At 70.6% G+C, this 12,385-nt stretch carries 14 protein-coding genes; 10 read left to right on the top strand and 4 right to left on the bottom strand.

Annotation, left to right across the window (positions count from 1 at the left end; all coding sequences use genetic code 11):
- Positions 1 to 9 precede the first annotated feature (9 nt).
- The 4 genes from proC to ABZS69_RS30890 are packed head-to-tail and all read left to right on the top strand — an operon-like array spanning position 10 to position 4,055.
- Positions 10 to 804: a pyrroline-5-carboxylate reductase gene (gene proC, locus ABZS69_RS30905; RefSeq protein ID WP_355378714.1), complete on the top strand. Its 795-nt coding sequence runs from the start codon at positions 10 to 12 to the stop codon at positions 802 to 804.
- Positions 805 to 838: 34 nt separating this feature from the next.
- Complete coding sequence (locus tag ABZS69_RS30900; RefSeq protein ID WP_355378712.1) at positions 839 to 2,194, top strand: efflux RND transporter periplasmic adaptor subunit; 1,356 nt, start codon at positions 839 to 841, stop codon at positions 2,192 to 2,194.
- Positions 2,191 to 2,874, top strand: a complete 684-nt coding sequence (locus tag ABZS69_RS30895) for an ABC transporter ATP-binding protein (protein WP_355378711.1) — start codon at positions 2,191 to 2,193, stop codon at positions 2,872 to 2,874. The genes ABZS69_RS30900 and ABZS69_RS30895 overlap by 4 nt, the downstream gene beginning before the upstream one ends.
- Complete coding sequence (locus ABZS69_RS30890) at positions 2,871 to 4,055, top strand: ABC transporter permease (RefSeq protein ID WP_355378710.1); 1,185 nt, start codon at positions 2,871 to 2,873, stop codon at positions 4,053 to 4,055. The genes ABZS69_RS30895 and ABZS69_RS30890 overlap by 4 nt, the downstream gene beginning before the upstream one ends.
- A 2-nt stretch (positions 4,056 to 4,057) precedes the next feature.
- Here the strand turns inward: ABZS69_RS30890 and ABZS69_RS30885 are convergent, their stop codons facing one another.
- The 4 genes from ABZS69_RS30885 to ABZS69_RS30870 form a co-directional block, all read right to left on the bottom strand.
- Positions 4,058 to 4,798 (bottom strand): ABC transporter permease, encoded by a 741-nt coding sequence (locus ABZS69_RS30885; RefSeq protein ID WP_355378708.1) that lies wholly within the window; start codon positions 4,796 to 4,798, stop codon positions 4,058 to 4,060.
- Positions 4,795 to 5,685: an ABC transporter ATP-binding protein gene (locus ABZS69_RS30880; protein ID WP_355378706.1), complete on the bottom strand. Its 891-nt coding sequence runs from the start codon at positions 5,683 to 5,685 to the stop codon at positions 4,795 to 4,797. The genes ABZS69_RS30885 and ABZS69_RS30880 overlap by 4 nt, the downstream gene beginning before the upstream one ends.
- 80 nt (positions 5,686 to 5,765) lie before the next feature.
- Complete coding sequence (locus ABZS69_RS30875) at positions 5,766 to 6,419, bottom strand: response regulator transcription factor (RefSeq protein WP_355378705.1); 654 nt, start codon at positions 6,417 to 6,419, stop codon at positions 5,766 to 5,768.
- The gene (locus ABZS69_RS30870) at positions 6,416 to 7,540 is read right to left on the bottom strand and encodes a histidine kinase (RefSeq protein WP_355378703.1); all 1,125 of its coding nucleotides are present in this window, start codon (positions 7,538 to 7,540) and stop codon (positions 6,416 to 6,418) included. The genes ABZS69_RS30875 and ABZS69_RS30870 overlap by 4 nt, the downstream gene beginning before the upstream one ends.
- A 109-nt stretch (positions 7,541 to 7,649) precedes the next feature.
- Here ABZS69_RS30870 and ABZS69_RS30865 point away from each other — a divergent pair, with 109 nt between their 5' ends.
- The 6 genes from ABZS69_RS30865 to ABZS69_RS30840 all read left to right on the top strand — a co-directional run bounded on the left by ABZS69_RS30865 (position 7,650) and on the right by ABZS69_RS30840 (position 12,326).
- Positions 7,650 to 8,813 (top strand): acetoin utilization protein AcuC, encoded by a 1,164-nt coding sequence (locus ABZS69_RS30865; protein WP_355378701.1) that lies wholly within the window; start codon positions 7,650 to 7,652, stop codon positions 8,811 to 8,813.
- Positions 8,814 to 8,826: 13 nt separating this feature from the next.
- Entirely contained in the window at positions 8,827 to 9,609 is a 783-nt protein-coding gene (locus tag ABZS69_RS30860; RefSeq protein WP_355378699.1) for a phosphatase, read from the top strand.
- A 312-nt stretch (positions 9,610 to 9,921) separates the two neighbouring features.
- Positions 9,922 to 10,125, top strand: a complete 204-nt coding sequence (locus tag ABZS69_RS30855; protein WP_026214222.1) for a helix-turn-helix domain-containing protein — start codon at positions 9,922 to 9,924, stop codon at positions 10,123 to 10,125.
- A 185-nt stretch (positions 10,126 to 10,310) separates the two neighbouring features.
- Complete coding sequence (locus ABZS69_RS30850) at positions 10,311 to 10,409, top strand: AURKAIP1/COX24 domain-containing protein (protein ID WP_018654693.1); 99 nt, start codon at positions 10,311 to 10,313, stop codon at positions 10,407 to 10,409.
- A 22-nt stretch (positions 10,410 to 10,431) separates the two neighbouring features.
- Positions 10,432 to 11,427: an NAD-dependent epimerase/dehydratase family protein gene (locus ABZS69_RS30845; RefSeq protein WP_355378697.1), complete on the top strand. Its 996-nt coding sequence runs from the start codon at positions 10,432 to 10,434 to the stop codon at positions 11,425 to 11,427.
- The gene (locus ABZS69_RS30840; protein ID WP_355378696.1) at positions 11,424 to 12,326 is read left to right on the top strand and encodes a lysophospholipid acyltransferase family protein; all 903 of its coding nucleotides are present in this window, start codon (positions 11,424 to 11,426) and stop codon (positions 12,324 to 12,326) included. Before ABZS69_RS30845 ends, ABZS69_RS30840 begins: the two co-directional genes overlap by 4 nt.
- Positions 12,327 to 12,385 lie beyond the last annotated feature (59 nt).

The following is a 12,385-nucleotide window of genomic DNA, read 5'->3' as shown; positions in this document are numbered from 1 at the left end:
GCTGCCCCAATGATTGCGATTCTGGGCACGGGCAAGATGGGCGAGGCCCTGCTGTCCGGGCTGCTGCGCGCCGGGTTCAAGCCCGGCGACATCATGGCGACCAGCCGCCGGGCCGAGCGGGCGCAGGCGCTGCGCGAGACGTACGGCGTGCGCACCGTCTCCAACTCCGAGGCCGCCAAGACCGCCGACACCCTCGTCCTGGCCGTCAAGCCGCAGGACATGGCCACACTGCTGGCCGAGATCGCCCCGTACGTACCCGCCGACCGGCTCGTGATCACGGCCGCGGCCGGCATCACGACGGCGTTCGTGGAGCAGCGGCTCGGCGTGGACGTGCCCGTGGTCCGGGTGATGTCCAACACGCCGATCAGGTTCGACGAGGCGATGAGCGTGATCTCGGCGGGCGCCCACGCGGGCGAGGAGCACCTCAAGCTCACCGAGGGCCTGCTCAGCCCGGTCGGCAAGGTGCTGCGCATCCCCGAGTCCCAGCAGGACGCCGCCACGGCCCTGTCCGGCAGCGGCCCGGCCTACTTCTTCTACCTGGTCGAGGCCATGGTCGACGCGGGCATCCTGCTCGGCATGCCGCGCGCCGCCGCGCTCGACATGGTCACCCAGTCCATCGTCGGGGCCGCCGTGATGCTGCGCGACTCGGGCGAGCACCCGGTGATCCTGCGCGAGGCCGTCACCTCGCCGGGCGGCACGACCATCGCCGCCATCGCGGAGCTGGAGCGGCACAGCGTGCGGGCCGCGTTCCTGGCCGCCATCGAGGCCGCCCGGGACCGGGGGCGCCAGCTCGCCTCCGGCTGAGAGACCGGCCGGCCTCGCTCCTACGATGGGTCGGGTGACGTTACGTCGCGGCATCGCGCCGCTGCTCGTCCTTTCCGTACTGACCGGTTGCACGTCCGAGGAGCCGTCCGGGGTCCAGGTCGGCCAGGTCGCCCGGGGGCCGGTCACCGAGGTCGTGGAGGCCCCCGCCACGATCGGCGCGCGTGCCTCCGCGACACTGCGCTCGCCCGCCCAGGGCACGATCGCCAAGCTGTACGTCCGCGAGGGCGATCGCGTGCGCAAGGGCCAGATCCTGGCCAGGATCCGCTCGCCCCAGGCCCAGAGCCAGCTCCGGCAGGCCCGCCAGGCCTCCAAGGCCGCCACCCCCATGAGCTTCGCCACGCCGGACGTCCGGCTGCCGTCGTTCGACACCGGGGCGTTCGACAGCAAGGTGGCCGCGCACTTCGCCAGGGCCCGCAAGGAGGCGAAGAAGGTGAAGGACGCGGGGACGCGCAGGCAGCTCCTGAACGCCATCGACCTCGCCCAGGCCCAGCACAAGGCGCAGACCAGGGCCCTGGCCTCGATCACCGCCCAGCTCAACCGCTCGATCAGCGGCCTGGTGTCCGGTATGACCAGCGGGCTGTCCAGCTCCATGGCCTCGCTGCAGGCGGCGTCGAAGTCGCAGGCCAAGGCCGCGGTCAAGGCGGCGGAGAGCACGGTCAGGTCGCTCACGATCAAGGCGCCGTTCGGCGGCGTCGTCACGCTCGGCCGCGCCTCGGGCGGCGGCGGGGCGGCGAGCGGCGTCGAAGGGCTGCTCAGCCGGCTCCCCGGCGGCGGGCAGCAGCTCCCGTCCCTGCCTTCGACGGGCGGCGCCACCTCCGGCAGCCCGGTCGCGGCGGGTGTCCCTGTCTCGGCGGGCGACTCCATCGTCACCGTCACGGACATTTCCCAGCTCACCCTGGACGCCGACGTCGACGAGACCGACGTGCTGCTGGTCAAGAAGGGCGTGCGGGCCGCCGTCGAGCTGGACGCGGTGCCGGGCGCCACGTACACGGCGGCGGTGACCGGCATCGGCGTCAACCCCATGGAGGGCACCACGGGCGGCGTCAGCTACCCGGTGCGGCTCACGCTCGGCCCCGGCGCCTTCGACGACGGCTCCAAGGCGCCCATGCCCAAGCCGGGCATGAGCGCAGTCACGCGGCTGACCGTGCGCGAGTCGCCCTCCGCCGTCTCCGCCCCGGCCTCGGCCATCGTCTCCAGCGGGCGCGAGAGCGTGGTCTGGGCGATCAGGAACGGCGTGGCGGAGCGCCGCGTGGTCAAGCTGGGAGCCCAGGGCGACGCGGTGGTCGAGGTGCTCGGCGGGCTGTCCGTGGGCGACCGGATCGTGGTCAAGGGCGCGGACTCCGTACGGCAAGGGCAGCCGATCCCATGACGGCCGCCATCGAGGCGGTGGACCTCACCCGGCGCTACCAGCTCGACGGCGTGGTCGTGGAGGCGCTGCGCGGCGTGACGCTCCGGATCGACCCGGGCGAGTTCGCCGCCATCGTCGGGCCTTCCGGGTCGGGCAAGTCCACGCTCATGCACCTGCTCGGCTGCCTCGACCGTCCCAGCTCGGGTGTGCTCAAGGTCAACGGGGTGGAGATCTCCGGACTGTCCGACACCGACCTCGCCGAGCTGCGGAACAAGACCATCGGCTTCGTCTTCCAGTCGTTCCACCTGCTGGCCAGGACGTCGGCGCTGGACAACGTGGCGCTGCCGCTGGTCTACCGGGGGGTCGGCCGGGCCGAGCGGCGCGCGCGGGCCCGTGCGGCGCTGGAGGCGGTCGGGCTCGGGCACCGGCTGGAGCACCGGCCGTCCCAGATGTCCGGCGGCGAGCAGCAGCGCGTCGCCATCGCCAGGGCGCTGGTCGGGGAGCCCAAGGTGCTGCTGGCCGACGAGCCCACGGGCAACCTCGACACCGCCAACGGGGCGGAGGTCATGGCCATCCTCGACCGCCTCAACGGCGAGGGCGGCGTGGCCGTCGTGCTCGTCACGCACGAGCCGGACGTCGCCGCCCACGCCCGGCGGCAGATCCACGTACGGGACGGGCTCATCGAGAGGGACAGCGCGTGAGGGGCGGCGAGGCGCTGGCCATGGCGCTGGAAGCCCTGCGTGTCAACCGGCTGCGCAGCGCGCTGACCATGCTGGGCGTGATCATCGGCGTGCTGGCCGTGGTGATCCTGGTGGCCATCGGCACGGGCGCGAAGGACGAGATCGAGAAGCAGATCTCCGGCCTCGGCACGAACATCATCCTCGTCGTCCCCGGCCGCATCAGCCTGGGCGCGGCCCCGACGCAGAGCAAGCTGGGCCTGGCCGACGTCGCCTACCTGCGGCGCGTGATCGGCGACCCGTCGAAGGTGACGGTCTCGCTGCAGTCGGGCGAGACCGTACGCGTGGGCAGGGTCGAGGCGTTCGTCACGGTGATCGGCACCGACCAGAACCTCGTCAACATCTTCGACCGCCCCCTGGACAAGGGCCGCCCGCTGAGCGAGACCGACGTGGACACCCGGCGCAGGGTGGCGGTGCTCGGCTCGGAGGTGGCCGACCGGCTGTTCGGCGACCTGGACCCGATCGGGCGGCAGGTGACGGTGTCCGGGGCCAGGTTCCGGGTGGTGGGCGTGTACGCCGAGATCGGGCAGACGTTCGGGCTCTCCCGCGACCAGGAGATCCACATCCCGGTGACGACGGCGCAGCGGCTGCTCGGGATCGAGCGGATCAACGGCCTGGCGGTCGGCGCGTCCGGGCCGGACGAGATCGACCCGCTGTCGGAGAAGGTGACGGCGGCGCTGCGGGCGCGGTATCCGGGGGAGCAGTTCTCGGCGGTCACGCAGACCGCGCTGCTCGGCACGATCGGCAGTGTGCTCGGCATGCTCACCGGCGTGCTGGCCGCCATCGCGGGCATCTCGCTGCTGGTCGGCGGCGTCGGCGTGTCGAACATCATGCTGGTCAGCGTCCGCGAGCGGACCCGGGAGATCGGGCTGCGCAAGGCGCTGGGCGCCAGGCAGCGCGACATCCTCGCCCAGTTCCTCATCGAGGCGGTGCTGCTGACGACGATCGGCGGGCTCGCCGGGATCGTGCTCGGGGTGGGCGGCGCGCTGGCCATCACGGCGTTCACCGAGGTGCCGGCGTCGATCACGTGGTGGTCGATCGCGCTGGCGTTCGGGGTGTCGGCGGCGGTCGGGGTGTTCTTCGGCGTGGCGCCGGCGCGGAGGGCGGGCCGGCTGGACCCCGTCATCGCCCTCCGCGCCGAGTGACCTCAGGCGTCCCGCTTCCGCATCAGTACGGCCCCCGCGATCATGGCGACCACGACCCAGACGAGGTAGACGCCGAACCCGTTCCACGGGCCGAGCGAGCTGCCGCCCCGGGGCATCACGATCTGGGAGCCCGCGTTGGTGGTGAAGTAGTCGGACACGGTCTTGCCCCACTGTCCGGGCAGCATGGTCGTCACCTGCGGCAGGACCAGCATCAGCGCGATGGCCGAGACGATCGCGCCCGGCGTGTGCCGGATGAGCGTGCCCAGTCCCAGGCCGAACAGCCCGCAGGCGGTCAGGTAGAGGCCGCCCCCGAGCGCGGCCTGCGCCACCTCGCCCGCCCCGAGCGACGGCGGCTGCGTGATCGCCAGGCCGACGAGGAGCGAGGCCGCGGAGGCGACCGTGCAGACGACCAGGGACACTCCCGTGAACACCGCGATCTTGCCGGTCAGCAGGCTCATGCGCTTGGGCACGGCCATCAGCGACGTGCGGATGCCGCCCGTGCGGTATTCGCTGGAGATGACCAGCACGCCCAGCGTGGCCATGGACAGCGCGGCGAACATGGTGCCGACCAGGCCCATCATGATCGCCTGGTCCGCGGGGATCGGCCCGTCGGCCGAGTTCTTCGAGGCGGCGCTGATGAGCGCGCTCATGCCCAGCATCAGCAGCGCGGTGACGGCCAGCGTCCAGACCGTCGAGCGGACCGATCGGATCTTGGTCCATTCGGATCTGAGGATGTCGATCATGACGTGAACTCCAGGCTGTCCTTGGTGAGCTCCATGTAGGCCGCTTCGAGCGAGGGCTGCACGAACGTCAGCTCCTCCAGCGGGATCCCGGCCCGCGCGGTGAGGGTGCCGATCTCGAGCGTGCTCATCGCGGTCACGCGCAGGTGGTCGGGGTACAGCTCGCCGACCTTGACCAGCTCGGCCACCTCGGCCAGCCGGGGCGAGCGGATCCGTACGTATCCCTGCGAGCTGCGCCCGATGAACTCCTGCATGCTCGTGTCGGCGATGAGCCGGCCCTTGCCGATCACGATCAGGTGGTCGGCCGTCTGCGCCATCTCGCTCATCAGGTGGCTGGAGACGAACACGGTCCTGCCCTCGGCGGCCAGCTTGCGCATGAACGTGCGGATCCACAGAATGCCGTCGGGGTCGAGCCCGTTGACGGGCTCGTCGAAGATCAGGATCTCCGGGTCCCCGAGCAGCGTCGCGGCGATGCCCAGCCGCTGCGACATGCCCAGCGAGAACCCGCCGACCCGCCGCTTGGCCACCTCGCGCAGGCCCACGGCCTCCAGCACCTCGTTCACGCGGCCCGCCGGGATGCCGTTGCTCTGCGCGATGGCCAGCAGGTGGTTGTACGCGTTGCGGCCGCCGTGCACGGCCTTGGCGTCCAGCAGCGCGCCCACCTTGCGCAGCGGATGCTTCAGCTCCCCGTACGGCCGTCCGTCCACGAGCACCGAACCGCCGGACGGCCGGTCGAGCCCGAGGATCATGCGCATGGTCGTCGATTTGCCGGCCCCGTTGGGCCCCAGGAATCCGGTCACCTGACCCGGCTCGACGTCGAAGGACAGATCTGAGACGGCCACGGTGCCGCCGTAGCGCTTGCTCAGGTTCATGGCTCGTATCGCGCTCATGATCCCAGCGTGCCGTCGCGCGCGCCCGGTTTCCTCCTGCCCGGGAACCGTCTCCAGGGAGGGGGTCTGGGAGCGTGGTCCTACTCTCCTGGGCGGATCAGCCCCGCCTCATATGCCACGATCACGGCCTGCGCACGGTCCCTGACACCGATCTTGGCGAACAGGCTCGTCACGTGGTTCTTGACGGTCGAGGGGGAGACGGACAGGTCCTGGGCGATCTCGGTGTTGGACCTGCCGCGGGCGATCAGCACGAGGACCTCCCGCTCCCGGTCGGTCAGCCCGTCCAGGTCGGCGTGAACCGGCCTGGGGTGCGACGCGTGGATGAAAGTGCCGATCAGCCGGGTCAGCAGCCGCGGGGCGACGGCCGACTCGCCCCGGTGCACCACGCGCACGCCCTCGATGAGCTCCTCGGGGGAGACGTCCTTGGGCAGGAACCCGCAGGCGCCCGCCCTGAGCGCCGCGACCACGTTCTCGTCCAGGTCGAACGTGCTCAGCGCGAGCACCCGCACCTCCGGCAGCTCCGCGGTGATCAGCTCGGTCGCGCGCACCCCGTCGAGCCCCGGCATGTGCAGGTCCATCAGCACCACGTCCGGCCGCAGCCGCCTGCTCAGCTCCACCGCCTCGGCCCCGTCCGCGGCCTCGCCGACCACGCCGAGGTCGGGCTGCGCGTCGAGCATCAGCCTGAAGCCCTTGCGGACCAGCTCGTGGTCGTCGGCCAGCAGCACCTTGATCATCGCGTCGTCTCCAGGGGGATGCGGGCGTGCACGCGGAAGCCTCCTTCCGGCCGGGGCCCGGTCGAGAGCTGGCCGCCGCACAACGCCACCCGCTCGGCCATGCCGCCGAGCCCGAACCCCGGCGTGCCGCCGCTCACCGCCAGCCCGTCGTCGACCACCTCGACCTCCACGGCCCGGTCCTCGTACGCCAGCCGCACGCTCGCCCTGGCGCTGGTCGCGTGCTTGCGGGTGTTGGTCAGCGCCTCCTGCACGATCCGGTAGACGGCGTGGTCGACGGTCGCGGGCAGGGCGACGGGCTCGCCCGTCACGGTCAGGCTGGCGGGCAGCCCCGCCGACTTCGCCTCCTTGATCAACGAGGGTAGCCGGTCCGCGCCCACCCCCGTCGCGGCGTCGGGGCCCTCGCCGCCGTCGGCCCTGAGCACGTCCAGCAGGCGGCGCATCTCCGACATCGCCTGGCGGGCGGTCTGCTCGGCGCTCTCCAGCGCGTTCCTGGTGACCTCCTGCTCGGGCGGGAGCGTCGCCCGCGCGCCGCCGACCAGGGCGTTGATGACGGTGATGTGGTGGGCGACCACGTCGTGCAGCTCCCTGGCGATGCGCCGCCGCTCGGCGCGCACGGCCGCGTCGGCGGCCTCGCGCAGGCCGCGCTCGGCGAGCTCCGTCCTGAGCCGGACGATCAGCCCCATTCCTACGGGCACGCCGACGAGGAACAGGGAGACCACCCAGCCGCCGGTGACGTGCCTGATCACTTCCGCCGTCGTCGCGTACGCGGCGAACACCGCCGCCGTCGTGATCGCGGTCGTGCGGCCCGCGGTGAACCGGCCCACGCTGTACTGCGCGATGGACGAGGCCACGTTGCTGCTGAACGAGGTCCCGGTCGCCACGCTCACGAGGTCGACCGCGGTCACGAGCGCGACGGTGACGACCGGCCGGCTGCGGCGCATGAGCAGGAACGGGATGCCCGCCAGGTAGAACGCCGCGCCCCGGATCGATTCCAGGGTGCCCTGGGGGAGCAGGTAGAACAGCGCGAACAGGGCGGGGAGGGAGAGCAGGATCACCAGCGTCGCGTCGAAGACCCTGGGACGTCTGAAGTAGCGCACGATCTTGAGGAAGGTTCGCCGCACGCTAAGACCCTAATCACGAAATTTCTAGATCGGCGGGCTGAGCCCGGACTACAACGCGGCGTCTGCCCTGCGGTAACGTCGGCGAAAGGCGCGAGTGAGAGGACAGGGGATGAGCCGGTCGGCGCGGGTGATCTGGGACGACGCTCTCACCTCCTACAACTTCGGCCCGAGCCATCCGCTCGCGCCCGTGCGGGTGGAGCTGACCATGGCGCTCGCCCGCGCGCTCGGCGTGCTCGACAAGGTCGAGGTGGTCGGCTGCGAGCCCGCGACCGACGCCGAGCTGGCCATGGTCCACACGGGCGACTACATCGAGGCAGTCAAGGGCGTGTCCGCCTCCGGGCGGCCCGATCTCGGCGCCGGGCTCGGCACCGTGGACAACCCCGCGTTCCAGGGTGTGCACGAGGCCTCCGCGCTGATCGCCGGCGCCTCGCTGGCCGCCGCCCGCGCGGTCTGGGAGGGCACGGCCGAGCACGCCGTCAACGTCGCCGGCGGCCTTCACCACGCGATGCCCTCCACCGCCAGCGGCTTCTGCGTCTACAACGATCCCGCGCTGGCCATCGCCTGGCTGCTGCGGCAGGGCGTCGATCGCATCGCGTACGTGGACGTGGACGTCCACCACGGCGACGGCGTGCAGGCGACCTTCTACGACGACCCCAGGGTCCTGACGATCAGCCTGCACGAGAGCCCGCGCACGCTGTTCCCCGGCACCGGCTTCCCGGAGGAGACCGGGGCGGAGGGCACGTCCGTCAACGTCGCGCTCCCCGCGGGGACCGGCGACTCGGGGTGGCTGCGGGCCTTCCACGCGGTGGTGCCGCCGCTGCTGCGCGAGTTCAGGCCGGAGATCCTGGTCACCCAGCACGGCTGCGACAGCCACGCGCTCGACCCCCTGGCCAATCTGATGCTGAGCGTCGACGGCCAGCGGGCCGCGTACGCCGCCCTCCACCGCCTGGCCCACGAGACGGCCGGCGGCCGGTGGATCGCCACCGGCGGCGGCGGTTACGAGCTGGTGCAGGTGGTGCCGCGGGCGTGGACCCACCTCATCGCCGAGCTGGCGGGGCACCCGATCGATCCGGCCACGCCGACGGGCGAGAACTGGCGCCGGTTCGTCAGGGAACGTACGGGCGAGACGCCGCCGCTCACGATGACGGATGGCCGCAATCCGGAATTTCGTGACATCTCCGGTGGTTATGACCCATCGGACCCCATTGACCGTGCTCTCATGGCGACCCGACATGCGGTGTTCCCCCTGCACGGCCTCGATCCAATGCCCTAATGAGGGAAGTGCTGTGCTTAGCCGCGACCAACTGCGAGATCACCTTGTCCAGACCCGGATAGCGGGCGACGTCGCGACCCCCCGAGAGAACAACCTCGATCACTACAGTTCGCTCGCCAACGGCGACCCGCACTACAAGCTCGGCCTGAGCTTCGACCAGCCCTGGCCGTACCGCGACATCCTGGCGCTGATGGCCAAGTCCGCGGGCGTGGTCCCCGACCCCGACCACCGCTGGGGCCAGGACACCATCGACCCCGAGCTGACGATCGACGCGCTCGACGACATGGCCGAGGCCATCGCCGCCGTGCTGTCGCGGGAGAACCCGCGCGTCCTGTTCGCCACCGGGCACCCGACCGGGCTGCTCGCCGTGCACCTGCCGCTGGCGCGGCTCTGCGCCGAGCGCGGGGCCGAGCTGCTCGTGCCGGGCGAGGGATGGGCCTACTCCGGGTCGGGTTTCGGGCGCCGCCGCTACATCCGCTACTTGCAGGACGTCGCCATGCTCGACGACCGGGGCGCGTTCGTGCACACCCACGACGCCGCGCCCATGTGCCACATGATCGACGAGCTCGACGGGGAGCTTCCCGACCTCGTCATCGCCGACCACGGCTGGGCGGGAGCGGCTGGAGAGGCGGGTGCGCGCACAGTGGCGTTCGCCGACAGCAACGACCCCGGGCTGTTCGTCGGCGAGGCCGAAGGAAAGATTGACGTGGTCGTCCCGCTTGATGACGCGGTGCTACCACGCTTTTACGCTCCGCTGACAGATCGGATCGTCACTCAGGTCTCACGAGCCCTTTGAGTCGAATTCGGTCCTCCACATACCGTCTTTTCGCGCCTGCATTCCAAGGGGCTCGCTGTCCCTTTGCCAACTTTTGATGGGCCTCCGGCGACTCTTATGTGTGGCAACTTGGACAGTTCCAACGTCCAGGTGAGGTGCTCTGCCCGGCTGCTCACCAGCGATTTCGCTGGTTCGGCTGACAGGCGGCTCCGGCGACTGAGAAACTAGGGGGTTTGCGCACCCGGAGTCCCGACTTACGCTGACGGCAGTACACGTGCGTGAGCAATGGCACCAGTGGGGATAACCCGGAAACACGTGCGGAAGAGGCGTCCGATGGGTGCAGGCGAAAGACCTCTCAGTGAGGTGAAGTTCCTGACCGTCGCGGAAGTGGCGACGGTCATGAGGGTGTCCAAGATGACGGTGTACCGGCTCGTTCACTCTGGCGAGTTGCCGGCCATCCGTGTCGGCCGGTCGTTCAGGGTGCCTGAGCAGGCGGTACACGACTATCTGCGGGAGGCCTACATCGAGGCAGGCTGAAGTAGCGATGTGACATGTCACGTCGTGAATGTCGTGCAAGCTGTCCCGGGAGAGGCCCGGCCGCCGACACACGCGACCGGGCTCTCACCCCCCGGTGGGGCGATCCACCGTCGATCGCCGGTAGTCTGTCACCCGGTGTGCGTTCGCGCACCGATTCAGACTTGCTATAAGTACCTGGGGGTCCCGTGGGCTCTGTGATCAAGAAGCGCCGCAAGCGGATGGCTAAGAAGAAGCACCGCAAGCTGCTCAAGAAGACGCGCATCCAGCGGCGTAACAAGAAGTAACTTACGCAGCTGCGAGGCGCTGATGACCCACACTGTGCTGGTCACCGGGGTCTCGCGCCACATTGGCGCCCGGGTGGCGAGCGTTCTGGCGTCCGACCCGGACATCAGCCGCGTCATCGGAGTTGACACCGTGCCGCCCCCCTCGCTGATGCGGGACGGCGGCATCTCTCTCGGCCGGACTGAGTTCGTTCGGGTGGATTTGCGCAGCCCTGACATCGCTCAGGTGATCGCGGCTGCCGACATCGACACCGTTGTGCACATGAGCCTGGTCAGCGCTCCGTCGAGGAGCGGTGGCAGGGCCGCCATGAAAGAGCACAACGTGATCGGCACCATGCAGTTGCTCGGTGCCTGCCAGCGGTCGGCGACCGTGCGGCGCGTGGTGGTTCGCTCCACCACGGCCGTCTACGGCTCGTCGCCGCGGGATCCGGCGGTGTTCACCGAGGACCTGGAGCCCAACGAGGGCCCCACCCACGGCTACGCCAAGGACGCGGCCGAGGTCGAGGGCTACGTCCGTGGCTTCGCCCGGCGCCGTCCCGACGTGACGGTGTCGATGCTGCGGTTCGCCAACTTCATGGGTCCGGGCGTCGACTCGCCGCTGACCCGTTACTTCACCCAGCCGGTGCTGCCGACCGTGTTCGGCTTCGACCCGCGACTGCAGTTCGTCCATGAGGACGACGCGGTCGAGGTGTTGCGCCGGATGGCGATCGAAGATCACCCCGGCACGTTCAACGTGGCCGGGGCAGGCGTGCTGCTGCTGTCGCAGTGCGCCCGGCGGGCGGGCCGGCCTTCGCTGCCGCTGCTCTCGCCCGCGTTCAAGGTGCTGGGCAACGCCGTGCGCAGGATCGGGCTGGTCGAATACTCGCCCGAGCAGGTCAAGCTGATGTGCCATGGGCGCGCGGTCGACACCTCCGCGCTGGAGGCGGCGCTCGGATGGAAGCCCAAGTTCACGACCGGGGCGGCGTACGACGACTTCTTGCGGTCGCATGGCCTGCACCCGCTCGGAGGTGTGCGGAGTTGAGCGTTCCCCAGAAGCAGGAGGACGCCGTGGTGATCCCGATCAGCGCGGCGCCGTCGTTCGAGGAGCCCGACCGGGTGGCCAGGATGCTGGCCTTCCTGCGCAGGCGCGTCGAAGGCGACTACGAGGTCGACGAGTTCGGCTACGACCATGAGCTGACCGACAAGGTGGTCCTGGAGCTGATCAGGCCGCTCTACAACGACTGGTTCAGGGTCGAGACGGTCGAGCTGCGCAACATCCCCGACGAGAGCGGCGCGCTGGTCGTCGCCAACCACTCGGGCACGCTGCCGCTCGACGCGCTGATGCTGCAGGTGGCCCTGCACGACGAGGCCGGCAGGGCGCTGCGGCTGCTCGGCGCCGACCTGGTCTACCAGCTGCCGGTGTTCAGCCACCTGGCCCGCAAGACCGGCCACACGCTGGCCTGCCCCGAGGACGCCGACCGGCTGCTGCGCAAGGGCGAGCTGGTCGGGGTGTTCCCCGAGGGCTTCAAGGGCGTGGGCAAGTCGTTCTCCGACCGCTACCGGCTGCAGCGGTTCGGCCGCGGCGGCTTCGTGGCCTCGGCCATCCGCGCCGGTGCGCCGATCGTGCCCACCGCGATCGTCGGGGCCGAGGAGATCTATCCCAAGATCGGCGACGCGAAGTTCCTGGCCAGGATGCTAGGGCTGCCCTATGTGCCGATCACGCCGTTCTTCCCGCTGCTCGGGCCGCTGGGGCTGATACCGCTGCCGTCCAAGTGGATGATCGAGTTCGGCGAGCCGATCCGCACCGACGAGTTCGAGCCGTCCGCGGCCGACGACCCGATGCTGGTCTTCAACCTCACCGACCACGTGCGCGAGGTCATCCAGCAGATGCTCCACGAGCTGCGGCTGCGCCGAGGGCACGCCTTTCCGCCCTTCGTGTGAAACCTGCGGGGCGCCTCCGGTGTTCAACGGGCGAGAAATTCGCCGAACACCGTAAGGAA

The sequence above is a fragment of the Nonomuraea sp. NPDC005650 genome (assembly GCF_040605375.1).
Taxonomy (GTDB): Bacteria; Actinomycetota; Actinomycetes; order Streptosporangiales; family Streptosporangiaceae; genus Nonomuraea.
Note: the sequence above shows the minus strand (reverse complement) of the source record. Positions and strands in the feature narration are given on the sequence as shown.